Source organism: Nocardioides ganghwensis (assembly GCF_014779655.1).
Taxonomy (GTDB): domain Bacteria; phylum Actinomycetota; class Actinomycetes; order Propionibacteriales; family Nocardioidaceae; genus Nocardioides; species Nocardioides ganghwensis.
In genome coordinates, this window is the sequence record NZ_JACXYX010000007.1 from 44,401 (window position 1) to 68,193 (window position 23,793).

At 73.1% G+C, this 23,793-nt stretch carries 24 protein-coding genes; 9 read left to right on the forward strand and 15 right to left on the reverse strand.

Translation table 11 applies throughout. The features are described 5' to 3' along the window. Positions 1-3: 3 nt before the first annotated feature. Both dnaJ and hrcA read right to left on the reverse strand, forming a co-directional pair. Positions 4-1,167 (reverse strand): molecular chaperone DnaJ, encoded by a 1,164-nt coding sequence (gene dnaJ, locus IEZ24_RS09955; RefSeq protein WP_129453505.1) that lies wholly within the window; start codon positions 1,165-1,167, stop codon positions 4-6. Then, on the reverse strand, positions 1,164-2,186 hold the full coding sequence (gene hrcA, locus IEZ24_RS09960; protein ID WP_129453506.1) for a heat-inducible transcriptional repressor HrcA: 1,023 nt from the start codon (positions 2,184-2,186) through the stop codon (positions 1,164-1,166). The genes dnaJ and hrcA overlap by 4 nt, the downstream gene beginning before the upstream one ends. Positions 2,187-2,274: 88 nt before the next feature. Here hrcA and IEZ24_RS09965 point away from each other — a divergent pair, with 88 nt between their 5' ends. Both IEZ24_RS09965 and IEZ24_RS09970 read left to right on the forward strand, forming a co-directional pair. Beyond that, a complete protein-coding gene (locus tag IEZ24_RS09965) occupies positions 2,275-3,138 on the forward strand; it encodes an MBL fold metallo-hydrolase (RefSeq protein WP_129453507.1) in 864 nt (287 codons plus the stop codon). A gap of 84 nt (positions 3,139-3,222) precedes the next feature. Further along, complete coding sequence (locus tag IEZ24_RS09970; RefSeq protein ID WP_129453508.1) at positions 3,223-3,585, forward strand: hypothetical protein; 363 nt, start codon at positions 3,223-3,225, stop codon at positions 3,583-3,585. Positions 3,586-3,594: 9 nt separating this feature from the next. Here the strand turns inward: IEZ24_RS09970 and IEZ24_RS09975 are convergent, their stop codons facing one another. Next, positions 3,595-3,801 (reverse strand): hypothetical protein, encoded by a 207-nt coding sequence (locus IEZ24_RS09975; protein ID WP_129453509.1) that lies wholly within the window; start codon positions 3,799-3,801, stop codon positions 3,595-3,597. 64 nt (positions 3,802-3,865) lie between these two features. Here IEZ24_RS09975 and IEZ24_RS09980 point away from each other — a divergent pair, with 64 nt between their 5' ends. Continuing rightward, entirely contained in the window at positions 3,866-4,714 is an 849-nt protein-coding gene (locus tag IEZ24_RS09980; RefSeq protein WP_129453510.1) for a DUF3097 domain-containing protein, read from the forward strand. A 132-nt stretch (positions 4,715-4,846) separates the two neighbouring features. On the opposite strand, the gene hemW is transcribed toward IEZ24_RS09980, so the two are convergent. The 3 genes from hemW to IEZ24_RS09995 all read right to left on the reverse strand — a co-directional run bounded on the left by hemW (position 4,847) and on the right by IEZ24_RS09995 (position 9,062). After that, positions 4,847-6,064, reverse strand: a complete 1,218-nt coding sequence (gene hemW, locus IEZ24_RS09985; protein ID WP_129453511.1) for a radical SAM family heme chaperone HemW — start codon at positions 6,062-6,064, stop codon at positions 4,847-4,849. Positions 6,065-6,137: 73 nt separating this feature from the next. After that, positions 6,138-7,958: an AMP-dependent synthetase/ligase gene (locus IEZ24_RS09990; RefSeq protein ID WP_129453512.1), complete on the reverse strand. Its 1,821-nt coding sequence runs from the start codon at positions 7,956-7,958 to the stop codon at positions 6,138-6,140. A gap of 171 nt (positions 7,959-8,129) precedes the next feature. Further along, positions 8,130-9,062 (reverse strand): aminoglycoside phosphotransferase family protein, encoded by a 933-nt coding sequence (locus IEZ24_RS09995; RefSeq protein WP_129453513.1) that lies wholly within the window; start codon positions 9,060-9,062, stop codon positions 8,130-8,132. 84 nt (positions 9,063-9,146) lie between these two features. On the opposite strand from IEZ24_RS09995, the gene IEZ24_RS10000 reads away from it, so the two are divergent. Beyond that, positions 9,147-9,599, forward strand: a complete 453-nt coding sequence (locus IEZ24_RS10000; protein WP_129453514.1) for an XdhC family protein — start codon at positions 9,147-9,149, stop codon at positions 9,597-9,599. A 5-nt stretch (positions 9,600-9,604) separates the two neighbouring features. Continuing rightward, entirely contained in the window at positions 9,605-10,693 is a 1,089-nt protein-coding gene (locus IEZ24_RS10005; protein ID WP_165355963.1) for a winged helix DNA-binding domain-containing protein, read from the forward strand. Here the strand turns inward: IEZ24_RS10005 and IEZ24_RS10010 are convergent. From IEZ24_RS10010 to lepA, 4 genes are all read right to left on the reverse strand, one after another. Continuing rightward, on the reverse strand, positions 10,674-11,528 hold the full coding sequence (locus IEZ24_RS10010; protein WP_129453516.1) for an alpha/beta hydrolase fold domain-containing protein: 855 nt from the start codon (positions 11,526-11,528) through the stop codon (positions 10,674-10,676). The genes IEZ24_RS10005 and IEZ24_RS10010 overlap by 20 nt on opposite strands. A 58-nt stretch (positions 11,529-11,586) precedes the next feature. Continuing rightward, positions 11,587-12,048, reverse strand: coding sequence for a hypothetical protein (locus IEZ24_RS10015; RefSeq protein ID WP_129453517.1), 462 nt, complete (start codon positions 12,046-12,048; stop codon positions 11,587-11,589). A 61-nt stretch (positions 12,049-12,109) separates the two neighbouring features. Further along, a complete protein-coding gene (locus IEZ24_RS10020; protein WP_129453518.1) occupies positions 12,110-12,613 on the reverse strand; it encodes a HutD/Ves family protein in 504 nt (167 codons plus the stop codon). Further along, positions 12,610-14,484, reverse strand: coding sequence for a translation elongation factor 4 (gene lepA, locus IEZ24_RS10025; RefSeq protein ID WP_129453519.1), 1,875 nt, complete (start codon positions 14,482-14,484; stop codon positions 12,610-12,612). The genes IEZ24_RS10020 and lepA overlap by 4 nt, the downstream gene beginning before the upstream one ends. A 92-nt stretch (positions 14,485-14,576) precedes the next feature. Here lepA and IEZ24_RS10030 point away from each other — a divergent pair, with 92 nt between their 5' ends. Next, entirely contained in the window at positions 14,577-15,482 is a 906-nt protein-coding gene (locus IEZ24_RS10030) for a DMT family transporter (RefSeq protein ID WP_129453520.1), read from the forward strand. On the opposite strand, the gene IEZ24_RS10035 is transcribed toward IEZ24_RS10030, so the two are convergent. Beyond that, entirely contained in the window at positions 15,483-16,013 is a 531-nt protein-coding gene (locus IEZ24_RS10035) for a GNAT family N-acetyltransferase (RefSeq protein ID WP_129453521.1), read from the reverse strand. 140 nt (positions 16,014-16,153) lie between these two features. Here IEZ24_RS10035 and IEZ24_RS10040 point away from each other — a divergent pair, with 140 nt between their 5' ends. The 3 genes from IEZ24_RS10040 (at position 16,154) to rpsT (ending at position 18,486) form a co-directional block, all read left to right on the forward strand. Continuing rightward, positions 16,154-17,113: a phosphotransferase family protein gene (locus tag IEZ24_RS10040; RefSeq protein WP_129453522.1), complete on the forward strand. Its 960-nt coding sequence runs from the start codon at positions 16,154-16,156 to the stop codon at positions 17,111-17,113. Then, positions 17,110-18,063 (forward strand): aminoglycoside phosphotransferase family protein, encoded by a 954-nt coding sequence (locus tag IEZ24_RS10045; protein ID WP_129453523.1) that lies wholly within the window; start codon positions 17,110-17,112, stop codon positions 18,061-18,063. The genes IEZ24_RS10040 and IEZ24_RS10045 overlap by 4 nt, the downstream gene beginning before the upstream one ends. A 162-nt stretch (positions 18,064-18,225) precedes the next feature. Further along, positions 18,226-18,486 (forward strand): 30S ribosomal protein S20, encoded by a 261-nt coding sequence (rpsT, locus tag IEZ24_RS10050; protein ID WP_129453524.1) that lies wholly within the window; start codon positions 18,226-18,228, stop codon positions 18,484-18,486. A gap of 215 nt (positions 18,487-18,701) precedes the next feature. Here the strand turns inward: rpsT and holA are convergent, their stop codons facing one another. The 4 genes from holA to IEZ24_RS10070 all read right to left on the reverse strand — a co-directional run bounded on the left by holA (position 18,702) and on the right by IEZ24_RS10070 (position 23,773). Further along, a complete protein-coding gene (gene holA, locus IEZ24_RS10055) occupies positions 18,702-19,688 on the reverse strand; it encodes a DNA polymerase III subunit delta (protein ID WP_129453525.1) in 987 nt (328 codons plus the stop codon). A gap of 12 nt (positions 19,689-19,700) precedes the next feature. Next, positions 19,701-21,506: a ComEC/Rec2 family competence protein gene (locus IEZ24_RS10060; RefSeq protein WP_397190692.1), complete on the reverse strand. Its 1,806-nt coding sequence runs from the start codon at positions 21,504-21,506 to the stop codon at positions 19,701-19,703. Positions 21,507-21,977: 471 nt separating this feature from the next. Continuing rightward, a complete protein-coding gene (locus tag IEZ24_RS10065; RefSeq protein ID WP_129453527.1) occupies positions 21,978-22,823 on the reverse strand; it encodes a ComEA family DNA-binding protein in 846 nt (281 codons plus the stop codon). A 92-nt stretch (positions 22,824-22,915) separates the two neighbouring features. Continuing rightward, positions 22,916-23,773 carry a DegV family protein gene (locus tag IEZ24_RS10070; protein ID WP_129453528.1) on the reverse strand — a complete coding sequence of 286 codons (858 nt, stop codon included), beginning with the start codon at positions 23,771-23,773 and terminating at the stop codon, positions 22,916-22,918. Positions 23,774-23,793 lie beyond the last annotated feature (20 nt).

Here is a 23,793-nt window from a genome sequence, read left to right on the forward strand (position 1 = left end):
GGCTCAGCCCTGGAAGGCGTCGCGCAGGCGTCCGAACATCGACTTGTGCGGTGCCTCGACCTGGCCGTCGGGCGACTCCTCGCCGCGGATCGCCGCGAGCTCGCGCAGCAGCTCCTCCTGGCGCGGGTCGAGGCGCGTCGGGGTGTCCACGGAGATGCTGACGACCAGGTCGCCGCGACCCCCGCGCAGGCTGGGCACGCCGAAGCCGCGGATCACCTGCTCGCTGCCCGACTGGGTGCCGGGGCGGACCTCGAGGTCGAAGGTCGTGACGGTCTCCGAGTCCTTGGACGTCGGCAGGTCCGCCTCGAGCAGCGGGAGGGTGAGCTGGGTGCCGAGCGCCGCGGCCGTCATCGGCAGCGAGATCGTGGTGTGGAGGTCGTTGCCGTGCCGGGTGAAGGTCGGGTGCGGCTCGACGTGGATCTCGACGTAGAGGTCGCCGGCCGGACCGCCGCCGGGACCGACCTCGCCCTGGCCGGTGAGCTGGACGCGGGTGCCGTGGTCGACGCCGGCGGGGATCTTGACCGTCAGGGTGCGGCGCGAGCGGACCCGGCCGTCGCCGGAGCACTCGCGGCACGGGTCGGGGATGATCGAGCCGTAGCCACGGCACGCCGCGCACGGGCGGAGCGTACGGATCTCGCCGAGGAACGAGCGCTGGACGACGGCGACCTCGCCCTGGCCGTGACAGGTCTCGCACGCCATGGGCTTGGTGCCGGGCGCGGTGCCCTCGCCCTCGCACGCCTCGCAGCGCAGCGCCGTGTCGACCTTGAGGTCGCGGGTGACGCCGAAGGCGGCCTCGGCGAGCTCGACGTCGAGGCGGATCAGCGCGTCCTGGCCGCGCCGGGCACGCGAGCGCGGACCGCGCGACTGGCCGGCGCCCGGGGCTCCGCCACCGAAGAACGCGTCCATGATGTCGGTGAAGCTGAAGCCCTGGCCGGCGCCGCCGAAGCCCTGGCTGAACGCGTCGCCGCCACGGTCGTACGCCGCGCGCTTGCCGGGGTCGCTGAGCACCTCGTAGGCGCGGGAGACGTCCTTGAAGCGCTCCTGCGTCTCCGGGTCCGGGTTGACGTCGGGGTGGAGCTGCCGCGCGAGCTTGCGGTAGGCCTTCTTGATCTCGTCGGCGCCGGCGTCACGCGAGACGCCGAGGATCTCGTAGGGGTCCTGGGTCACTGGTTTCCTTCATCGAGGATCCGGGAGACGTAGCGCGCGACCGCGCGCACGGCTGCCATGGATCCGGGGTAGTCCATGCGGGTGGGGCCGACGACGCCGAGGGAGCCGAGGTGGAACTCCTGCGGGCCGTAGCCGGTGGCGACGACGCTCGTGGCCGCGAGCTCGGAGTAGGGGCCCTCGTGCCCGATGCGCACGGTCAGGGCGTCGGTGCCCGACTCCCCGAGGAGCTTGAGCAGCACGACGTGCTCCTCGAGCGCCTCGAGCAGCGGGCGCACGGCGGTGTCGAAGTCGCCGTAGCGGGCGAGGTTGGCGGTGCCGCCGACCGCGACGCGCTCGTCGTTGCGGTGGTCGGACATCGCCTCGGTGAGCACGCCCACGATCGCCCGGGCCGAGTCGACCTGCTCGGGGCGTACGGCGTCGGGCAGGTCGCCGAGCGCGGCGGCGGCCGCCGCGATCTGCACGCCCGCGCTGGCCTGGTTGACCGCGACCCGCAGCTCGGCGAGGTCGGTGTCGACGACCGCCGCGTCGAGCTCGACGAGGCGCTGCTCGACCCGCCCCGTGCTGAGGATCAGGATCACCATCACGCGGGTGGGGGTCAGCGAGACCAGCTCGATGTGGCGCACCGTGGAGCGCGAGAGCGTGGGGTACTGGACGATCGCGACCTGGCGGGTGAGCTGGCTGAGCAGCCGCACCGACTTCTGGACCACGTCGTCGAGGTCGACGGCGCCGTCGAGCAGCGTCGCGATGGCGCGCCTCTCGGCCGCGCTCATCGGCTTGAGGGTGGCCAGCTTGTCGACGAAGAGCCGGTAGCCCTTGTCGGTCGGGACCCGGCCGGCGCTCGTGTGCGGCTGGTGGATGTAGCCCTCGTCCTCGAGCGCCGCCATGTCGTTGCGGACCGTGGCCGGGGAGACACCGAGGCCGTGCCGCTCGACGAGCGCCTTGGAGCCGACGGGCTCCTCGGTCGCGACGTAGTCCTCCACGATCGCGCGGAGCACGTCGAGCTTGCGGTCGTCGACCATCGAGCCCTCCTCTGCACGTCGGATCCGGATTGCTGGCACTCGTTTGCTCGGAGTGCCAACTCTACAAGGGAACCGTAGGCTCGCGGGCATGCCCGACTCCACCCCCCGGTTCACCGAGGTCGCGCCGCGGGTGTGGGTGGCGCACTACGACTGGATGCACGTCAACATCACGCTCGTCGGCGGCTCCGACGGCCTGCTGATGGTCGACACGCACGGGTCCGCCGCCGAGGCCCGCCGGGTCGCCGACGACGTACGCCGCCTGGGCGCCGGCCCGCTGACGGGCCTGGTCAACACCCACGAGCACTGGGACCACCACTTCGGCAACGCCACCATGGTCGAGCAGTTCGGCGACCTGCCGATCCATGCCACCGACTGGGCAGGCGAGCACATGGAGGTCTCGGCGCGACACACGTTCGAGCGCTACGAGCAGGACGCCGCGGACCCGCGCCGCGACGAGGTCCTCGCGACCACGCTGCAGCTGCCCACCCACACCTTCTCCTCGGCGGTCCAGCTGGACCTCGGCGACCGCAGCGTCGAGCTCATCCACCCGGGCCGCGGGCACACCGCCGGCGACCTCGTCGTACGCGTGCCCGACGCCGACGTGCTGCTGGGCGGCGACCTGGTCGAGGAGTCCGACCCGCCCTTCATCGGCGACGACTCCTGGCCGCTGGAGTGGCCGACCACGCTCGACCTCGTGCTCGGCCTGATGACCGACGCGACGGTGGTGGTGCCCGGCCACGGCAAGGTCGTCGACAAGGCGTTCGTGCAGGACCAACGCTTCGACCTCGGCGTGGTCGCCGAGACCATCCGCGACCTGGCCTCGCGCGGCGTGCCGCAGTCGGAGGCGCTCGCACAGGGCGAGTGGCCGTGGGACCCCGCGCTGCTCGAGAGCGCCGTACGCCTCGGCTACGCGCACCTGCCCCGCGGACACAAGCGCCTCCCGCTGGTCTGAGCCGTCGGGTCTGAGCCGTCTGGTCTGAGCCGTCCCACCCCCACGGGGCTGGCCGGGGCGCACGGGGGTCGGTAGGACTGGGGCATGACCGAGAACAGCGAGTCCCAGACCGACAACACCGAGTCGACTGACACGCCCAAGGCCGGCAGCGGCACCAGCCCCGCCGACTCCGACCACTCCGGCGGCACCGCGTCGCCCGACGACGCGAGCCTCGGCGGGATCTCCGACGACCAGCTGCCCGAGGACCTCCAGCCCGGCGAGGACAACCCGCTGGCCGAGCCCCTCGACCCCGACGCCGAGGAGACCAAGAGCCGCGAGGAGCTCGAGATGGACGCCACCCAGGAGGACCTGGGCAACGACGACGGCGCGAGCACGGCGCCCACCCAGGGCGACGGCACCGAGCGGTCCTCGTCCGAGGAGTCCTCCGAGGAGTCCTCCGAGGAGTGACCCGGCGGGTCAGCGCACCTGCGTGCGGGCCAGCCAGAGGAAGAAGCCGACGAAGCCCCCGGCTGCGACCAGGACGATGAGGGCCGCGACGCCCAGGTCGATCCAGAGCGGCAGTCGCACCGGGCGGAAGACGCCGTCCTCCTCGTGGTCGCCACGAAGGCGCGCGCGGATCCAGTCGCGGCGGCGTCGGCGTACGGGCCGGGGTGCCGTCGTCATGGTCGTGCGTGAGTGCACGGCGTGCCACCCCGTCCTCGAGCCGTTGGGCGCCTAACGTAGCCCAGTGCCTCAGGATCGCTACGGAACCGACGTCCTCTCCGGCGACTGGCGCGCCCCGAAGAACGGCCGCGCCACCGAGATGCCGACCGAGCTCGGCATGGTCGTCGAGGAGGTGACCACCGACTGGTGCGGCGAGGTCGTCGCGGTCGACCGCGACATCGACACGCTGACGCTGGAGGACCGGCGCGGCAAGCGGCGCACGTTCCCGCTCGGCCCCGGCTTCCTGCTCGAGGGCAAGCCGGTGGTCCTCACCCGTCCCGTCCGCGCCGGTGCGCCCGCCGCGCCCACCCGTACGGCCTCGGGTTCCGTCGCGGTGCCCAACGCGCGGGCCCGGGTGGCGCGGGCGAGCCGGATCTTCGTCGAGGGCCGCCACGACGCCGAGCTGGTCGAGAAGGTCTGGGGCGACGACCTGCGCATCGAGGGCGTGGTCGTGGAGTACCTCGGCGGCGTCGACGACCTCGCCGACCACCTCCGCGACTTCAAGCCCGGCCCGCAGCGACGCGTCGGCGTCCTGGTCGACCACCTGGTCCCGGGGTCCAAGGAGGCGCGCATCGCGCAGGGCATCGCCCGCTCCCCCATCGGCAAGCACGTGCTCGTCGTCGGGCACCCGTTCATCGACGTCTGGCAGGCGGTCAAGCCCGACCGCCTCGGCATCCCGCGCTGGCCACACGTCCCGAAGGGCATCGACTGGAAGACCGGCACCTGCCAGCAGCTCGGCTGGCCCCACCGTGACCAGGCCGACATCGCGCGCGCCTGGAAGCACATCCTCGGTCGGGTGAGCTCCTTCGCCGACCTCGAGCCGGCCCTCCTCGGCCGGGTCGAGGAGCTCATCGACTTCACGACCCAGCCCTGAGCGGAGCGAAGGACTGGCGACCCGTGTCGAGATCCGCCTCGACCACCGAAGGGCGGGCACACGTCCACCGGGATCGGGGAGCGGTGGCTCGACCAGGGCGAGCCGGGACTCCCCGATCCGCGCTGGGGCCGGTCAGTCGGTGAGGTCGCGGACCACGGCGTCGGCGAGCAGGCGGCCGCGCTGGGTCAGGACCAGGCGCTCGGCGGAGAGCTCGACGAGGCCGTCAGCGACCATGCGAGCGACGTGGGAGCGACCCGAGGCGTCGAGGGCCGTAACCGGGAGCCCCTCCACCAGCCGGATCTCGAGCATGATGCGCTCGACCCGCTGGTCGCGGTAGCCGAGCACCTCGCGGGCCAGCGCGGGCGAGACGCCGCGGGCGAGCCGCTCGGCGTACGCGGCCGGGTGCTTGACGTTCCACCAGCGCACCCCGCCGACGTGCGAGTGCGCGCCGGGGCCCACGCCCCACCAGTGGCCACCGGTCCAGTAGAGGAGGTTGTGGCGGCACCAGTGGTCGGGCGAGGTCGCCCAGTTGGACACTTCGTACCAGCTCATCCCGGCGGCAGCCAGCTTCTCGTCGACGAGGTGGTACTTGTCGGCGAGGTCGTCCTCGTCGGGCATCGGCAGCTCGCCGCGGGCGACCTGCCTGCCCATCGCCGTGCCCTCCTCGACGATGAGGGAGTAGGCCGAGACATGGTCGGGGCGGCAGTCGAGGGCCGCGTCGACGGACGTCTCCCAGTCGGCGAGCGACTCCCCCGGCGTGCCGTAGATGAGGTCGAGGGAGATGTCCTCGAAGCCTGCCTGCCGCGCCCACTCGACCACGGCCGGCACCCGCATCGGGTCGTGCGTGCGGTCCAGGGTGCGCAGGACGTGGTCGACGGCGGACTGCATGCCGAAGCTGATCCGGTTGAACCCGGCGGTGCGCAGCTCGTCGAGGTCCCACGCCGCGACGCTGTCGGGGTTGGCCTCGGTGGTGATCTCGACGTCGTCGACCAGGCCGAACTCGGCCGCGGCGCTCGCGACGATGGCGCCGAGGTCGGCGGGCTTCAGGAGCGTGGGCGTCCCGCCGCCGAAGAAGATCGTCTCGATCGGCACGTCACGGTGGCCCAGCACGTGGCGCGCGAACCGGATCTCGCGGATCGCCGCCTCGGCGTACGACGACCGGCTCGCGCCCACCTCGTCGCCGAGCTCGTGGGCGGTGTAGGTGTTGAAGTCGCAGTAGCCGCACCGCACCGAGCAGAACGGGACGTGGACGTAGAGGCCGAACGGCTTGCTGCCGAACTCGGCCCAGGCCTCGTCGGGGAGCAGGCCGTCCTCGGGCGCGACGTCGCCGTCGGGTTGAGCGGGGGGCACGCGGGTATCCAACCACGCCGGAAATGGCGAACGGGTGCCAGTGGTCTCCCACCGACACCCGTTCGAGGAGCTGTCAGGCGTACATCTCGTCGATCAGCGCCTGGTTGTTGTCCTGCACGACGTTGCGCTTGACCTTCATCGACGGCGTCAGCTCGCCCGACTCGACCGTGAGGTCGTGGTCGAGGAGCTTCCACTTCTTGATGGTCTCCCAGCGGTTGAGGTGGGTGTTGAGCTCGTCGACGTAGTCGCCGACCATCTTGTTCACCGCCTCGGACTGCACGATCTCGGTGTAGGACTTGCCGCTCATGCCGTTCTCCTCGGCCCAGCCGGCCATCGCGTCCGGGTCGAGGGTGACGAGGGCGACACAGAAGTTGCGCTCGTCGCCGAACACCATGAACTGGCTGGCGTAGGGGCAGATGGCCTTGAACTTCGACTCGATCGCCGGCGGCGCGATGTACTTGCCGCCGGAGGTCTTGAAGAGCTCCTTGATGCGGCCCGTGATGGTGAGGAAGCCGTCGGCGTCGAGCGAGCCCTTGTCACCCGTGTGCAGCCACCCGTCGGCGTCGAGCGCCTTGGCCGTCTCCTCGGGGAGGTTGTGGTAGCCGTCCATGACGTGGGGGCCACGGAGCAGCACCTCGTCACCGTCGCCGATCTTCACCTCGGCGCCCGGGAAGGCCCGGCCGACGGTGCCGATGCGGTTGTCGTCGGGATGGTTGACCGTCGCGCCGGCAGAGTTCTCGGTCATGCCGTAGCCCTCGAGGATCACGATGCCGGCGGCGTTGAACCACTCGGCGATGTCCCGGTTGAGGGCGGCCGCACCGGAGATGAAGAAGCGCACCCGCCCACCGAAGCGGTCACGCACCTTGGAGAAGACGAGCTTGTCGAACAGGCCGTGCTGCACCTTGAGGCCGATCGGCACCGACTTGCCCTCGCGCTTGAGGCGCTCGACCTCGAGGCCGACCTGGAAGGCCTTCTTGAAGATCTTCTCCTTGGCGCCGCCCTCGGCAGCGGTCATGGTCACGACGCGACCGTGTGCCTTCTCGAAGATGCGGGGCGCCGCGCCCATGAACGTGGGCTTCACCACGCCCAGGTTGTCCACGATCTTGTCGACGCGACCGTCGATGGCGCACGGGAAGCCGATGGCCAGCTGCACCGACATGAGCACCTTGCCGAAGGAGTGTGCGAGGGGCAGCCAGCGGAACTCCAGGTCGTCCCGCGACAGGATGTTCTGGGCCTTGATGGCCTCGCCCTCGTAGACCCAGGAGGCGTGCCGCAGGCGCACGCCCTTGGGGCGGCCGGTCGTGCCGGAGGTGTAGATGAGGGTGGCGAGCTGGTCGGGGCGGATCGCCTGCGACGTCGTACGGACCACGTCGGGCTCGGCGGCGAGCTTCTCGGCGCCCAGCGCGGCGAGGTCGTCGAGGGTGATGACCCAGTCGCCGTCGGCCTTGCCCTCGAAGGTCACGACCTTCGAGACGTGGGGCAGCTCGGAGCGGTGGGCCGTGAGCTTGGCGAGCTGCTCGTCGTCCTCGGCGAAGACCACGCGGCTCTCGGAGTCACCGAGGATGTAGACGGTGTCCTCGGCGTTGGTGGTCGGGTAGACCGTGGTGGTGGCACCGGCGGCGCACATGATCGCGAGGTCGGCGAGGATCCACTCGTAGCGCGTGCCGGACGCGATGCCGACGCGCTGCTCGGGCTCCACACCCAGCGCGATCAGGCCCGCGGCCAGCGCCTCGACCTTGTCGCCGGCCTGCTTCCAGGTCACCGACTCCCAGGCCTCGCCGCGCGGGAACCGGAAGGCCTCCGCGTCGGGGGTCGCGGCGACCCGGTCGAAGAACTGGACGGCCACGTTGGCCGGCATCGTGTCGAGGAACGCCGTGTCGATGGTGATCGGCATCTGTTACCTACTCATTCGTCGAGGGCGTGACGCGGAGCGCCACACAGCGGGGGCGTGCTGGCTGACTTGGCTGTAACCTAGATCACGGGGTTTACCGAGCGGTAGCAAACACGGCGAATTCTCACGTGGTGTCACCCAGAAGCAGACTTTCGGCCCGTCTGGCGGCCCGTTTCACTCCTGCACGGCCTTGGTGATCGCGATGCAGCGGGTGATCCAGTCCTGCTCGTCCGCACGCAGGCCGCGACCCGCCCGCCGGGCGTCCTGGACGGCCCAGCCCGCGTTGAGGACCATCCGGACGACCACCCAGTCGCGCGCGCGGTCCTCGTCGAGGCCGGCCGCGTCGACGACCGCGTGGAAGCGTCGGCGCAGGCCGTCGCGCAAGGAGCCGACGGCACCGGGACCGCTCAGCTCGTCCATCCGGTTCCACAGGAGGGGTGCGGGCTCGTAGTGCGGATCGCCGGCCATCGGCTTGGGGTCGATCGCCACCCACTCCCCCGCGTCGTCGGCCATCACGTTGGCGTAGTGGAGGTCGCCGTGCACCACCACTGGTTCGCCCTCGGACACCAGCAGGTCAGGCCCCAGGGACAACGCCTGCTCGACGTACCTGGGTGGGACGGGGATGTCGCGGCCGAGCTCCTCGAGGTCGTACAGCCAGCGCTCGACGTACGACGCGACGTTCGCCAGCTGCGGCAGCGCAGGGATGTGCAGCCGGGCGTAGAGGTCGCCGACCACCTCGCACGCCTCGACGTCCCACGCGTCGCCGAGGTCCGGGCCCGGCAGCCAGTCGAGGAGCAGCGCGCGCCGGCGCGGGTCGGCCCTGCGGAGGCGTACGGCACCCCGCCCGGCCCAGTGCTGGAGCGCGAGCCCCTCGTGGCGGGACTCCTCGTCGCCGTCGAAGCTCACCTTGAGGGCGGCAGGCGCACCGTCGGCGTCGGTCACGGGCACCACGAGCGAGCAGTAGCCGTGCACCGCCGCGTCGGCCGCACGCAGGTCCCACTCCCCGAGCAGCTCGTCCGTGAGTCGCGGCAACCGGTCCAGCCAGCGACCCCAGTCCTCCCCGAGCGACCGCTGCGCCAGCAGTCCCGGAGGGATGGCGACCGACATGCGGCGAGCCTAGGCTGGCCGCCATGAGCGAGCGTCAGCGAGCTCATCATCGAGTACAGCGCGACGAGCGAAGCGAGTACACGCATGAGCGAGCGTGAGCAGCCGTGGTCGGACGACCCGGTCCGACAGGGCCGCATCCTGGTCCTCACCGACAACCCGATCGCGCGCAGCATCGCCGTGATCGCCTCGACGGTCGGACGCACCGTGGTGGTCGAGGCCGCCGACGACGGAGGTCCGGGCCTGCACCCGCAGTCCGGTGACGCGGTGGTGCTGTGCGACCACGACGCCCCGGACGCACCCGCCGTGCTCCGGGCGGCGCTCGCCTCGGAGGCGTCCTACGTCGCGATGATGGCCAGCCGCAGGCGGGCTGCGGGGCTGCTCGAGGACCTCGTCGCCGAAGGCGTCGACGTCAGCACGCTGCACGTGCCGGCGGGCCACGACCTCGGCGGCAAGGGTCCGGGTGAGATCGCGCTGTCCGTGGTGGCGGAGATCGTCGCCGAGTCCTACGGCCGCACCGGCGGCCCGATGCGCGGCTGAGCGTGGTGCTGGGCTGGGACGACCTGGCCGCCGCGTCCCTGGCCCGGCAGTTCCCCGACGACCCGGGCACGGTGGCCGCGCGGGTGGACGCGATCGGCGACCTGCAGACGCAGACCGCCCGGTCGGCGTTCATCGGGCTCGGGGCGCGCTTCCCCGGCACCACGCACGCGGAGGTCAGCGAGGCGTACGCCACCGGTGCGATCGTCCGCGGCAGCACCATCCGCGGGACCGTGCACACCGCGAGCCCGCGGGCCTACACCGTGCTGGCCGAGGCCACCCGGGTCGGGCAGCACCCGCGGTGGGCTCGGGTGCTGGGGATCACCGACGAGCAGCTCGCGACACTATGGACCTCCATCGAGGACTTCGCCCGGGAGTGGCGCTCCCCCGACGAGCTGCGCGCCCACGTCGACGACTGGCTGGGCCGCCACGCCCCGGGCTCGCTGGCCGCGGCCGCGGCGGGGCCCGGGCGCTACCTGGGCTTCGCCCACGGCGCCCTCGTGCGCAGGCCCGCCTCCGGCGAGAAGTGGGAGGGCCAGGGCAAGCCGGTCTACGCGACCTTCGAGCGGACGGGGCCGGCGACGGTCGCCGACGCCGTACGCCTGCACCTCGCCGCCCACGGACCGTCGTCGCGCCAGGACGTCGCCTGGTGGTCCGGCATGCCGGCAGCGGCGGTCGACGAGGGGCTGGCCGGCCTCGACCTGGTCGAGGACCGGGGTCCGGACGGCCGCACGTACCTCGACCTGGCCGACGCGCCGCCACCGCGGGACGTGCCGGGCGTACGTCTGCTGCCGGAGTTCGACGCGCTGCTGTGCGGCTACGACTCGAAGGTCCGCGACCGCTTCGTGACGCCCGAGCACCACCGGCGGCTGTGGAACGAGTCCAACGGGATGCTGTTGCCGCCGCTGCTCGTCGACGGCCGGATCACCGGGTTCTGGCGGGCGGCCGGGACGGCGAGGCGTCGCCCGCTCGAGGTGACCTGGTTCGCCCGGACCCGCCGCCCGCGCAGGGCCGAGCTGGACGAGCCGGTCGCCGCGCTCGAGGCGGCCCTCGGCATCACCGTCACGGAGGTCTCGCTCAGCCGCGAGCAGGCATAGCGGCGCGGATCTCCTCGGCCACCATCGCCATGGTGGTGCGGGCCCGCACGGGGTCCTCGGTCAGGAAGTAGTGGTCGACGTCCGGGGTCACGTCGTGCACCACTCGTACCCCCGCCGCCCGCAGCCGGTGGGCGTACGCATCCCCCTCCGCGCGCAGGACGTCGCGCTCGGCGGTCAGCACGACGGCGGGCGGCAGCCCCCGCAGGTCGTCGGCCAGCAGCGGGGAGGCGTACGGCTCGAGGCGGGTCGCCGGATCGGGGAAGTAGACGCGCCTGACCAGGCGCCGCAGGTCCGGCGAGATCATCCCCGGGTCGTCGTCGCGGGGCTCGGCCGACAGGTCCAGGGCCGGGATGCCCAGCACCTGCAGGGTCGGGGTGAACGAGCCGGAGTCGCGGGCCTGGAGGGCGACCGACGCCGCCAGCCCGCCACCTGAGCTGAAGCCGCCGACCGAGACGGGCGTGCCGTCGGCGGCCAGGTGCGCGGCGACGTCGTGGGCCTGGTGCTGCGCCACCGGGTAGGTCACGCGCGGGGCGACCTCGAAGTCGACGTTGGCGACCACGACGCCGGCAGTGGCGGCGACGTAGCGGCACCACCAGTCGTCCATCCCGGGGTGGCGCATCAGGAAGGCGCCGCCGTGCAGGTGCACGTGGACCGGGAGCGGCCCCGGACCGGGGCGGTAGACCAGCACCGGGACCCGTCCGTGCCGCGTCAGCACACGCGTACGGGTCGGCCGCGGCAGCTCGTTGCCGGCGAAGCGCAGGCCCTCGCCGTAGGAGACCGTGAGGCGCGCGCCGGCGCGGACCAGCTCGACGCGGATCCGGTCGGCGAGGAGCATGGAGGTCGTTCGCGGCGGCGGGCGGGCACGGATTGGTCCGCGCGGCCGGCAGACGGCCTCAGGGGGCGCCGTCGGCCGGCGCGAGCCGTAGCACGACCTCGGGCGCCCGGCCGACCGCGGGGCTGCACCCACCCGGGTCGAGCCGGGGCTCACCGTGGGCGTCGACCAGCGCGGTGCTCGCGGCAGGTCCGGTGACCCTGATCTGCCACCGACCGCCTGTTCCCGCGAGTCCGCAGGGCAGGTCGCAGACCAGACGACCACCGTCGAGGGAGAGGCCGTCGGACCGCGGCGAGGAGGCCAGGAGGCGTCGATCCACCGGCCGGCCGTCGAAGCGGACGCGGGACAGCTCGACGACGCGCACCGGCTCGCCGTCGGCCCCGGTCGCCGAGTCGAGGACGATCGACGGACCCACCTCCCGGACGACGTGCGGACCGGCCTCGCACTGCGGGTCACCGGCACACCCGACGAGGAGCGAGCCGACGACGAGCACCGTCGCTGCGCACGCCAGGCGGTCCGTCATGGCAGGTGTGACGACCAGCGTCGGGCTGCGGTTCCACCCGCCGGACGGACCGACGGACCGGTCAGCCGACCTGCTGCAGGGTGACGACAGCGACGGTGCACCGACCGGCGACCTCGCCCGGTCCGGCGACCAGCGTGCCCGTCCCGAGGTCGCCACCCCCCTTCACGACGTACGCCGCCTGGTCCGCCGCGAGCGGCAGGGTGGACGAACGGCCGAGCTCCAGCACCGTGACGTACGCCGCGACGCCGGGGTCGGCGATCGCGTTGAGCGCGCGCACCGGCCCCTCGGGCACGGAGGCGACGACCTCGGCGTCGCCCGGGAAGGCGAACGGCCGCTGCGGCTCCACGACGTGGGTCTCGCCGTCGACGTCGAGCGAGAGGACCGGGCCCTCGACCACGGTGAGCACCCGGTGCTGTCCCCCGAACACCGAGAACGGACCGTCTGAGACGATCTCGGCCAGGCTGATCCGCCACGAGCGGTCAGCCGCGCGGAGCAGCTCGCGGGTCGTGCCGCCGCCGTTGGGCCACGGTTGCGGGGCGACGTCCTCGGCCCGGACGACGGTCACTTCTTGCCGGACTTCTCCGTCGGCTGCGTGGTCGACAGCGCGGCGACGAAGGCCTCGGGCGGCACCTCGACCGACCCGATGTTCTTCATCCGCTTCTTGCCGGCCTTCTGCTTCTCCAGCAGCTTGCGCTTGCGGCTGATGTCGCCGCCGTAGCACTTGGCGAGCACGTCCTTGCGGATCGCGCGGATGGTCTCGCGGGCGATCACCCGGGCGCCGATGGCGGCCTGGATCGGTACCTCGAACTGCTGGCGCGGGATCAGGTCCTTGAGCTTGCCGGCCATCATCACGCCGTAGGAGTAGGCCGCCTCGCGGTGCACGATCGCGCTGAACGCGTCGACCGGCTCGCCCTGCAGCAGGATGTCGACCTTGACCAGGTCGGCGGCCTGCTCGCCGGAGCGCTCGTAGTCGAGCGAGGCGTAGCCCTTGGTGCGCGACTTCAGCTGGTCGAAGAAGTCGAAGACGATCTCGCCCATCGGCAGGGTGTAGCGCATCTCGACGCGATCCTCGGAGAGGTAGTCCATCCCCTGCAGGTTGCCGCGCTTGAGCTGGCACAGCTCCATGATCGTGCCGATGTAGTCGGACGGCGCCAGGATCGTCGCCTTGACGACGGGCTCGCGGACCTCGGCGACCTTGCCGTCGGGGTACTCGCTCGGATTGGTGACCTCGTGCTCGGTGCCGTCGTCCATCACGACCTGGTAGACCACGTTGGGCGCGGTCGAGATCAGGTCGAGGTTGAACTCGCGCTCGAGACGGTCGCGGGTGATCTCCATGTGGAGCAGGCCGAGGAAGCCGCACCTGAAGCCGAACCCGAGGGCGCCCGAGGTCTCGGGCTCGTAGGTCAGCGCCGCGTCGTTGAGCTGGAGCTTCTCCAGGGCGTCGCGCAGCGTCGGGTAGTCGTCGCCGTCGATCGGGTAGAGACCGGCGTAGACCATCGGGTTGGGGTGCTTGTAGCCGCCGAGCGACTCGGTCGCGCCGTGGTGCTGGGAGGTGACCGTGTCGCCCACCCGGGACTGGCGCACGTCCTTCACACCGGTGATCAGGTAGCCGACCTCGCCGACGCCGATCTCGCCGGCCTTCACGGGCTCCGGGCTGATCACGCCGACCTCGAGCATCTCGTGCACCGCGTTGGTCGACATCATCCTGATCCGGTCGCGGTGGCTGAGCTTGCCGTCGACGACCCGGACGTAGGTGACCACGCCGCGGTAGGTGTCGTAGACCGAGTCGAAGATCAGTGCGCGCGCCGGGGCGTCCGCGTCGCCCACTGGCGGCGGGGTCTGCTTCACGATCTCGTTGAGGAGCGCCTCGACGCCGACGCCGGTCTTGGCGCTGGTCAGCAGCACCTCCTCGGGCTCGCAACCGACCAGGCCGGCGAGCTCGGCGGCGTACTTCTCCACGTTGGCGCTGGGCAGGTCGATCTTGTTGAGCACGGGGATGATGTGGAGGTCGGCGCCCATCGCGAGGTAGAGGTTGGCGAGCGTCTGGGCCTCGATGCCCTGGGCGGCGTCGACCAGCAGGACCGCCGCCTCGCACGCCTCGAGGCTGCGCGAGACCTCGTAGGTGAAGTCGACGTGCCCGGGGGTGTCGATCATGTTGAGGACGTAGCTTCCCGGCTCGGCGTCCTCGGCGTTGCCGGCGGGGACGGTCCAGGGCATCCGGACGGCCTGCGACTTGATCGTGATGCCACGCTCGCGCTCGATGTCCATCCGGTCGAGGTACTGCGCACGCGACGCGCGCTCGTCGACGACCCCGGTGAGCTGCAGCATGCGGTCGGCCAGCGTCGACTTGCCGTGGTCGATGTGCGCGATGATGCAGAAGTTGCGGATGATCGACGGGTCGGTCGAGCCAGGCTGCGGCGCGTTCTTGAGGCTCACGGACTGCTTTCGGGAGTACGACGGCGGGGTCGGGTCATTCTTCCACGCGGTGCGTGGCGTGCCGAACCGACGACGATCGTTAGCGTGACCGGGTGACCCGGCCCCCGCGAGCAGCGCACCTGCCCCTCGTCCCCGCGGTGGCCTTCGTCCTGGTGTGGTCCTCGGGCTACATCTCCGGGCCCGCCGCCGTGCAGGCGGCGGCGCCCTTCACCGTGCTCGGCTGGCGCTTCGCGCTCGCAGCCGTGCTGGCCGTCGCGCTCTCGCTGGCGCTGCGCCGTCCCACCCGCATGGACCGGGCCACGGTGACCCGCGTCGCCGCGGTCGGCCTGATGATGAACGCGGTCCAGTTCGGCCTGATGTACGTCGCCTTCGACCTCGGGCTCGGCGCCACGCTGGCCTCGCTCTTCCACGCGCTGAGCCCGGTGCTGACCGCACTGCTGGCGGCCGCGATCCTCGGCGAGCGCGTCTCGTTGCTCCAGGTCGGCGGCTTCGTGGTGGGCGTCCTCGGCGTGCTCCTGGTGCTGGGGGGCGACCTGGGCCGCGCCGGGGGTCCGGCCGCCGTGCTGATCGGCTGCCTGAGCATGCTCACCCTCAGCCTCGGCACCCTGGGCCAGCGGTGGATCGGGGCCCAGCCGGACCTGCTCTGGTCGGCGGCAGTGCAGTTCGCCGTCTCGGCTCCCCCGCTGCTCGTCCTGGGGTGGACCACCGAGGGCGCCTGGCCGGTCACGGACGGCCGCCAGGCGCTGGTCGCCGTGCTCTTCCTCGCGATCGTCAACTCGATCGTCGGGCTCGTGCTGCTGTCCCTGCTGGTGCTGCGCGGGGGCTCTGGCGCCGCGGCCAGCCTGTTCTTCCTCAGCCCACCCGTGACGGCGGTCCTCGCCTGGGTGGTGCTCGACGAGACGCTGTCGGTGCTGCAGCTGGTCGGGCTGCTGGTGGCGGTCGTCGGCGTCGGCGCCGCGACGCGGACCCGGACGGCCGCGATCCCGCCCGCGGGATGACTACCGCCCCGTCGGCACCCAGTAGCGCCGCTTGTCCCTGCGGACGTCCTCCAGCACCCCGCCTGCGGTCTCGATGACCCGGATCGAGCCGACGTTGTCGTCGTCGCAGGTGACCAGGGCGGGGTCGATGCCCAGCGTGCGCGCCCACGGCAGCGCCTGGCGCAGCATCGCGGTGGCGTGGCCCTCGCGCCGGCGGGTGGGGCGTACGTCGTAGCCGATGTGCCCGCCGACGTCGAGCAGGAAGTCGTTGAGCCGGTGCCGGATCGCGAGCCGGCCGAGGTAGTCCTCACCGTCGACCCACCACAGGGTCGTGCACGGCACGTGCCGCTCGGGTCGCGGAGTCTCCTCGAGCGCGTCTGCCCTCACGGCCTCGACGAACACCTCGAACGCCGCCGGCTCCCGCCATCCCGGGGCGTTGTGCTCGATCCACGCGGCGGTCTGGCTGTGCTCGGCGCCCTCGGCGACGAACTCGTCCATCGCTTCCAGGAACGACGCGTGGACGGACGTGGTCGGCAGGACGAGCTCGGGCATGGCGCCAGTCTCTCCGGCCCACCTCGCAGGCTTCCACCCGATATCTGAGGACGTCGTGGACGATGCGGCCGTCCTCACCGTCCACGACGTCCTCAGGTATCGGGTCGAGCCCCGCCACGTCGGTGGTGAAGGATGCCGCCATGTCGCGCTCCCCCCTGGCCCCCTATCCCGCCCCGCACGGGAAGACCGCTCGGCGGCTGGAGTGGGCCTTCCTCCCGCCGAACCTGCGGGCGTACATCGAGCGCAAGTGCGGATCCCCCGTCGTCTCCGCCATCTCGCAGACGGGCGGGTTCACGCCCGGCTTCGCGTCGGTGCTGGTCTGCGAGGACGGCTCGCGCCACTTCGTGAAGGCGGCCTCGGTCAAGGCGCAGCGGACCTTCGCCGACTCCTACCGCGAGGAGGCCCGCAAGCTGGCGGCGCTGCCCGCCGCGGTCCCGGCGCCGAGGCTGCTGTGGCACCTCGACGACGACTGGGTGGTGCTGGGCATCGAGTACGTCGCGGCCCGCGCGCCCCACCGACCGTGGGTGCGCGAGGACCTCGACGCCCTCCTCGACTCGCTGGAGGACGTGGCCGACGCCGTGACGCCGCCGCCCGCCGGTCTCGCGCTCGATGCCGCCGCCGACGACTTCGCTCCCCTCCTCGAGGGGTGGGCCGAGCTGCGCGAGCGGCGTACGGACCTCGGCCCCGCGTACCTCGCGGAGGCCGAGGCGCTGGCCCGGCGCTTCGCCGAGGTCGTCGGCGGCGACACCCTCGTCCACACCGACATCCGCTCCGACAACGTGATCATCGACCCGGCCGGCCGTGCCCTGGTCTGCGACTGGAACTGGCCGGTGCGCGGCGCGGCGTGGTTCGACTCGTTCGCGGCGCTGATCGGACCGCGCGGTGAGGGCGCCGACGTCGACGCGGTGATCGGCGAGCGACGGCTGCTGCGCGACGTCGACCCGGAGGCGTACGACATCAACCTCGCGCTCTACGTCGGCTACTTCCTCACCCAGTGCGAGCTGCCGGTGCCGCCGACGTCGCCCCACATCCGCGACCACCAGCGGTGGCAGGGCGAGGTGTGCTGGGACTGGCTGGCGGAGCGCCGGGGCTGGTCGTGACGACGCCCCGCGCCGTCGGCGTACGCCTCACCTACGACGCGATCCCCGCTGCGGTCCGGGACTGGGTGGACGCCGAGCTCGGGTCACCCGTCGTCGCGACGGCCGAGCAGGTCGGGGGCATGTCGCCGGGGTGCGCGACCCGCCTGTCGTGCGCCGACGGGACGCGGGCCTTCGTCAAGGCGGTCGGCGCGGGACTCAACCCGGACACGCCCGGGTTGTTCCGCCGGGAGGTCGCGGTGCTCTCCCACCTCGGCGAGCACCCGCTGTGGGCGCGGCTGCTGGCGTCGTACGACGACGGCGAGTGGGTCGCACTGCTGATCGAGGACGTCGAGGGCCGTCACCCCGACTTCGCCGACCCCGCCGAGCTCGACGCGGTCCTCCACGGGGTCGACCGGCTCTCGGAGGTCCTGCAGGAGCGTGACCTGCCGGCCTCCGTGCCGCTGGTGGAGCTGTCCCAGCGCTTCCGGCTCTGGTCCGACACCCTCTCCGCGTTGCCGCAGGCGCCACGCGAGGCACCCGTGCCCGCGTGGGTGCACGCCCGAGCCCCGCACTGGGCCGCGGTGCTGCGGGACCTGGCCGAGCAGCCGGGGTCGCACGTCGCCCACTGGGACATCCGCGTCGACAACCTGCTGCGGCGACCAAGCGGTGAGCTGGTCTTCCTCGACTGGGGAATGGCCGCTCGTGGTCCGGCGTGGGCGGACCCGCTCCTCGCCCGCCTCGAACGCGTCGAGGACCCGTGGTTCGACGCCTCGATCCCCCTCTCGCCGGCCCTGTCGGAGGCCGGCGACGAGGTCGTCACCGCGTTCCTGGCGGGGTTCGGCACCCACCTCGCCGTACGCTCGGTGGTGGCCGTCGACGTCAACCTGCCGACGCTCAACGATTTCCGTCTGCGGGAGTCGCGCCGCATCCTGGAGGCAGTCGCCCGCCGCACCGGTCGACCTCGCGCCTGAGCGATTTGGGCGCGCACGAGCCGTGGCGGTAGTGTTCCTCCTTGCGTGTCCGGCACCCGACCCTCCCCGTGCCGATCTTGGGAGGGGTTGCCAGGCAGCCGACAAGCACAGACTTTCCCATTCCGGTCAAGCCCTTCCGGTCGAGCACTCAAGGATCCACACGTGGCGAACATCAAGTCCCAGATCAAGCGCAACAAGCAGAACGAGAAGGCGCGTCAGCGCAACCAGGCCGTCAAGTCGCGCCTGAAGACTGCTGTCCGCAAGTTCCGCGAGCTGTCCGACGCCGGCGACAAGGACGCCGCCGTGGCTGCCGGTCGCGACGCCATGAAGGCGCTCGACAAGGCCGCGTCGAAGGGCGTCATCCACGCCAACCAGGCCGCGAACCGCAAGTCGTCGATCGCCAAGAAGGCCGCGTCGCTCTGACCCGGACCCTCCCGCTGGACACCCGCCCCTGGTGGCGGGTGTTTCGCATTTCGGGGGGGCAGCGACCCGCCGCCGGCCGTCATGGCGCGGGGCTGTCCCGACGACCACGGCCCATGACGTACGGGCGCGGCGGCATGGCGCGCGGTTGCCCGGACGACCACCGCCCATGACGTACGCCGAGGAGGCGGGACGCGGGCGGGAAGCCCGCTCCCAGGTCAGCGGCTCTCGCGCAGTCCCGCCACCGTGAGCACGAGCCGCTCGAGCGTGTAGGACGCGTCGTGCGCCTGACCCTTGATGTCGGCGTCGGCGACCGCCACTGCCCGGACCGCGGCGGCGATGCCCTCGGGGTTCCACGAGCGGGACTGGTCGCGGACCGTGCGCACCTTCCACGGAGGCACGCCGAGGTCACGGGCGAGGTCGGCGTCGCGGGCTCCCCGCGGGGCGCCGAGGTAGCGCGCGAGGCTGCGGGCGGACGCCGCCATGGCCGAGGTGACGAGGACCGGGGACGTGCCGGAGTCGAGCGCCCAGCGCAGCTCCTCCAGCGCGACCGCGCGTCGGCCGGCGAACGCGGCGTCGGCGACGGTGAAGGACTTCGCCTCCGCGCGGCCGCCGAAGTAGCGCTGGACCTTGTCGACGGTGAGGTGCTCGCCGTGGAAGTCGTTGGTGAGCTGGTCGGCGGCGGCGGCCAGCGACCGGAGGTCGGTGCCGACCGCCTGGACGAGGAACGCGGCCGCGTCTGAGTCGATCCGGGCACCGTGCGAGGCCACCTCGGAGGACACGAAGGCCGGCATCTCGTTGGCCCTGACCTCCTCGGACTTGACCTCGGTCACCGGTCCGAGCTTGCGCAGCTTGGTGAGGACGCCGCTGCCCTTCTGCCCGCCGGAGTGCACCAGGACGAGGGCGACGTCGTCGGCCGGCGCCGCACAGTAGGCCAGCAGCCCGTCGACCGACTCGTCGGGCAGGTCCTCCAGCCCGCGCACGACCACGCACCGGATCGAGGAGAACAGCGACGGCGCCGACATCTCCCCGAGCGACGCGAGGGTGAGGTCGGACGCGGGCGACTCGGCCATCTCCGCCTCGGCGTCGTGGGCGCGCACGGCGTCGCGGACCGAGGCGACCGTGCGGGCGGAGAGGTATTCCTCCTTGCCCGTCACGAGGACGACGTGGCCGAGGACCTGCGCGGCGGAGGGGGTGCGTGCCATGGTGCGCCAACCCTATCCGCCGGTGGCGACACCGACCTCGCCGTCGGCGACCACCACGACGACGTCGCCGGCGAGGTCGGTGCGCCACACCTGCGCACCCGTGGCCGACAGTGCTGCCAGCAGGTCCGGTGCAGGGTGCCCGTAGTCGTTGCCCTCCCCCACCGACACCAGCGCGAGCCGGGCGCCGAGCGACGTCAGCCAGTCGACGTCCTGGTGCCGGCTGCCGTGGTGAGGCACCTTGAGCACGTCCACGCGGAGCCCACCGAGGTCACGCGCCAGCGCGGACTGGGCCGACGGCTCCACGTCGCCGGTCAGCAGGATCCGTACGCCGGCGACCTCGGCGAGCAGCACGACGCTGGCGTTGTTGGGTGCGCTCTCCCCCGCGTCGCCGGGCGCAGCGCCCGGGCGCGGCCACACCGACTGCAGCGTCACCTCGCCCACCCGCCGCGTGAGCCCGTACGCCGCGGGCTCGGGAGCGCTGCCCGCCGCCGCCTCGACGTCCCGCACGCCACCGACCGGCTCGAGCAGCGCCGTCGCCTCGACGGAGCCGACCTCGCGCCCGTCGAGGACCCCCGCGAGACCACCCACGTGGTCGGCGTGGAAGTGCGTCAGGACCACCAGGGGGACGCGCGTGACCTCGAGCCGGTCGAGGCAGGCCTCCATGGCCGCGGGGTCGGGGCCCGCGTCGACCACGACGGCGGAGCCGGGTCCGGCGCGCAGGACGAGCCCGTCACCCTGGCCGACGTCGCACATCGCCAGCACCCACCCCTCGGGCGGCCAGCCCGGCGTGGGCGGCCGGGCCGCCATCACCACCACGAGCAGGCCGGTGCAGGCCAGTGTCGAGCCCGGTCGGGCCAGCAGTCGCGGGGCGAGCGGCACCGACAGCAGGCACAGGACGGTGAGGGCGGCCAGCGGCAGCGGACCGGTGCCCCAGCCGATCGCCGCGGTCGGCACCGCCGCTCCCCAGCGGGCCACGGCGATGATCCATCCTGCGGACCACGCGGCGGGCGCGGCCACCACCACGCCGAGCGGCATCCACAGCAGCCCGAGGAGACCACCCGCGAGGCCGAGCACGGTGGCGGGCGCGACGGCGGGTGCGGCGAGGAGGTTGGCGCCGACGGCCACGAGGCTGACCTGCCCGGACAGCGCCGCCACCACGGGCGTGCAGGCCACCTGCGCCGCGAGCGGCACCGACACCGCCTCGGCCACCCAGCGCGGCGTCCACCGCATCAGGGCGTCGCGCCACACCGGGGCGAGGAGCAGGATGCCCGCGGTCGCCAGCGCCGACAGCGCGAACCCGGCCGTCACCGCCAGCTGGGGTCGAAGGAGGAGCAGGCCGAGGACCGCCACGCCGAGAGCTCGTACGCCTCGCGAGCGCCCGTTGCGCCCCATCCCGACGAGGGCCACCGCCCCCATCGCGGCGGCGCGCACGACGCTGGGCTCGGCTCGTGCGGTGAGCACGAACCCGACGATGCCGACCACGCCGAGCGCGTAGAGCCACGGGCCGCGCACGCCGGCCCACCGACCGAGGACCAGCAGGAAGCCGACCACCAGCGTGAGGTTGGTGCCGCTCACCGCCAGCAGGTGGGTCAACCCCGTGGTCCGGAAGTCCTCGGCGAGGTCGGGGTCCAGGCCGCCGTCGTCCCCGACCACCAGGGCGGGAACGAGCTCGCGGGCATCCGCGTCGCGACCGGAGACCGCCTCCCTCACCGCCCGGCGCACGGCCGCCGCGGCGTCCCACCAGACGTCGGGCCCGGACACCACCCTCGGCGCACCCGTGGGCCGGACCAGCGCAGCCACGTCGTCGTCGCCCGGCACCAGCCGGGCGGTCGTCTCGAGCCTGGTGCCCAACGGTTGGCGCGGCCAGTCCGCATCGGCCATCACGACGACCGGCGCGTCGAGGCGCCACGTCGTCCCCCGCCCCGCGAGGCGGGTCACGTCGGCCCGGAGGACCTGGAGCTCGCCGTACTGGCCGGGCACGACGCGCACGTCGGACGTCACCTCCAGGTGCACGGTGGCCACCGCGCGCTGCTGGGCCAGCGCGGTGAGCGGCGACGTGGCGACCAGCGCCTGGTGCAGGGCGGCGACCCCGGCCACGGCCACGAGTGCCGCCAGCGGTGCCAGCCACGCGGCCGTCCACCACCGGCGCAGCACGCCGGCGCCGACGAGCACCACCACGGCGCAGGTGCCGCACAGGGCGGCCCGGCCGGGAAGGAGGAGCACCAGCAGGGCGCCCACCCAGGCTCCCACGCCCAGGGCGATCGCGCGCAGGTCCGGCACGGGTCGCCGTCAGAGCGTGACGTGCGGCGCCAGGTCGGCGAGGGTGGCCTCCCCGATGCCGTCGACCTCCAGCAGCTCGTCGACCGAGGTGAAGCCCCCGTTGGCGTCGCGCCAGCCGAGGATCGCCTCCGCCGTCACCGGACCGACCCCCGGCAGGGTGTCGAGGGCCGCCAGGTCCGCGGTGTTGAGGTTGACCAGGGCCTCACCACCGGGGACCGACGTGCCGAGGGAGCCCGCCACCCCCGCCGCTGCCTCGACGCCGACCAGGATCTGCTCGCCGTCCACGACCGGCCGGGCGAGGTTGAGCGAGGTCAGGTCCACCCCGCGACGGGCCCCTCCCGCCGCCTCGAGGGCGTCGACGACGCGCGAGCCGGCTGGCAGCACGGCGATGCCCGGACGACGCACCTTGCCGGCGACGTCGACGACCAGCTCCTCGGTCGGCGGGGCAGCCTCCGACGCCCCGACGGGCGCGGTGCCGGCGGCGTCGACCGGGGCGAGCGGAGCGGGAGAGGCGGCCGCGTCCGCCGACGGCGCGACGGGCACCACCTCGGCCTGGTCGCGCACGGCCCACCAGGCCGCCAGGCCGACGGCGACAGCAGCCACGCAGCACACCACCGCGAGGTGCGCCGGACCGAGCTGGAGCCCGCCGATCCGGAGCCGACGGGACGCGTGCCGGCCCGGGACGGGCAGCACCACCGGAGCGGGCGGGTCGTCGGGACGCTCGCGGACCCGGGTGTGCGTGGGGTCGGGCGCCTCGTCGGACTCACCGCGGACGGCGGCGAGCTCGGCGCTCAGGGTCGCCAGCCGCCGCGACACCGCCTCGGCGTGCTCGGAGGACGACTGGGATCGGCGCATGGCTCCACGCTAGGAACGCCACCCGGCCCTCCGACAGGGGCGAGCGGCAATCTGTGGACAGGGCCGCGCAGGTCGCGCCCGGTCAGGGTGGATCAGTCCCGAGGTGCGACGCAGACCGCCACCATGCCGGGGCCGACGTGCGCGCCGAGCACGGCGCCGAGCTCCCCGCACATCACCTCGCGACCCTCCAGCCCCTCGGCCAGCCGATCGGTGAGCGTCGCCGCGAGCTCCTCGGCCCGGCCGGCGTTGGCGAGGTGGGAGACGCACACGTCGACCGGCCGGTCCCCTGCCGCCTCGACGGCGAGCTCGGCCAGCCGCGCCAGCGCCCGGGAGGCCGTACGGACGCGCTCGCGCGGCACGACCTTGCCGCCGGCGATCTCGAGCAGCGGCTTGACCGACAGCGCGCTGCCGAAGATCGCGGCTGCCGCACCGATCCGCCCGCCGCGGCGCAGGTACTCGAGGGTGTCGACGTAGAACAGCGAGGTGGCGGCCTCCCCGCGGGCCAGCGCGGCCTCCGCCGCCTGCTGCGCCGTACCTCCGGTCGCGAGCACGTCGGCCGCGGTCAGGGCGGCGTAGCCGGTCGCGATCCCGACCTGGCCGGAGTCGACGACGTGCACCGGCAGGTCGACCTCGAGCGCGGCGAGCTGGGCCGACTCGAAGGTCCCGCTCATCTCGCCGGAGAGGTGGATCGAGACGATCTCGTCGACCCCCTCCGCCTCCAGCGAGCGGTAGAGCTCGGCGAAGAGCGCGGGTGCCGGGCGGGACGTGCTGACGGGCACGAAGTCGCGCAGTGCCTGCGCCACCACCTCGGGGGTGGCCCCGTCGGGTCCCTCGTCGAGCACCCGCGCACCGATGACGACCTGCAGCGGCACCACCCGGATGCCGTGCGCCTGCGCCACCTCGGCGGGCAGGCTCGCGGTCGAGTCGGTGACGATCACGGTGCCGGACACACCCCGAAGGCTAGTGGCAG

Coding starts and splice junctions, on each gene's coding strand:
- IEZ24_RS09990 (WP_129453512.1), bottom strand. CDS start 7,958: ATGCCGATCACCATCGACACGGCGTTCCTCGACACGATGCCGGCCAAC.
- IEZ24_RS09975 (WP_129453509.1), bottom strand. CDS start 3,801: ATGACGACGGCACCCCGGCCCGTACGCCGACGCCGCCGCGACTGGATC.
- IEZ24_RS10065 (WP_129453527.1), bottom strand. CDS start 22,823: ATGCGCCGATCCCAGTCGTCCTCCGAGCACGCCGAGGCGGTGTCGCGG.
- IEZ24_RS09965 (WP_129453507.1), top strand. CDS start 2,275: ATGCCCGACTCCACCCCCCGGTTCACCGAGGTCGCGCCGCGGGTGTGG.
- IEZ24_RS10035 (WP_129453521.1), bottom strand. CDS start 16,013: ATGCCCGAGCTCGTCCTGCCGACCACGTCCGTCCACGCGTCGTTCCTG.
- holA (WP_129453525.1), bottom strand. CDS start 19,688: ATGGCACGCACCCCCTCCGCCGCGCAGGTCCTCGGCCACGTCGTCCTC.
- hrcA (WP_129453506.1), bottom strand. CDS start 2,186: ATGGTCGACGACCGCAAGCTCGACGTGCTCCGCGCGATCGTGGAGGAC.
- IEZ24_RS10010 (WP_129453516.1), bottom strand. CDS start 11,528: ATGCTCCTCGCCGACCGGATCCGCGTCGAGCTGGTCCGCGCCGGCGCG.
- IEZ24_RS10040 (WP_129453522.1), top strand. CDS start 16,154: ATGTCGCGCTCCCCCCTGGCCCCCTATCCCGCCCCGCACGGGAAGACC.
- IEZ24_RS10015 (WP_129453517.1), bottom strand. CDS start 12,048: ATGACGGACCGCCTGGCGTGCGCAGCGACGGTGCTCGTCGTCGGCTCG.
- IEZ24_RS09995 (WP_129453513.1), bottom strand. CDS start 9,062: ATGTCGGTCGCCATCCCTCCGGGACTGCTGGCGCAGCGGTCGCTCGGG.
- IEZ24_RS09970 (WP_129453508.1), top strand. CDS start 3,223: ATGACCGAGAACAGCGAGTCCCAGACCGACAACACCGAGTCGACTGAC.
- IEZ24_RS10000 (WP_129453514.1), top strand. CDS start 9,147: ATGAGCGAGCGTGAGCAGCCGTGGTCGGACGACCCGGTCCGACAGGGC.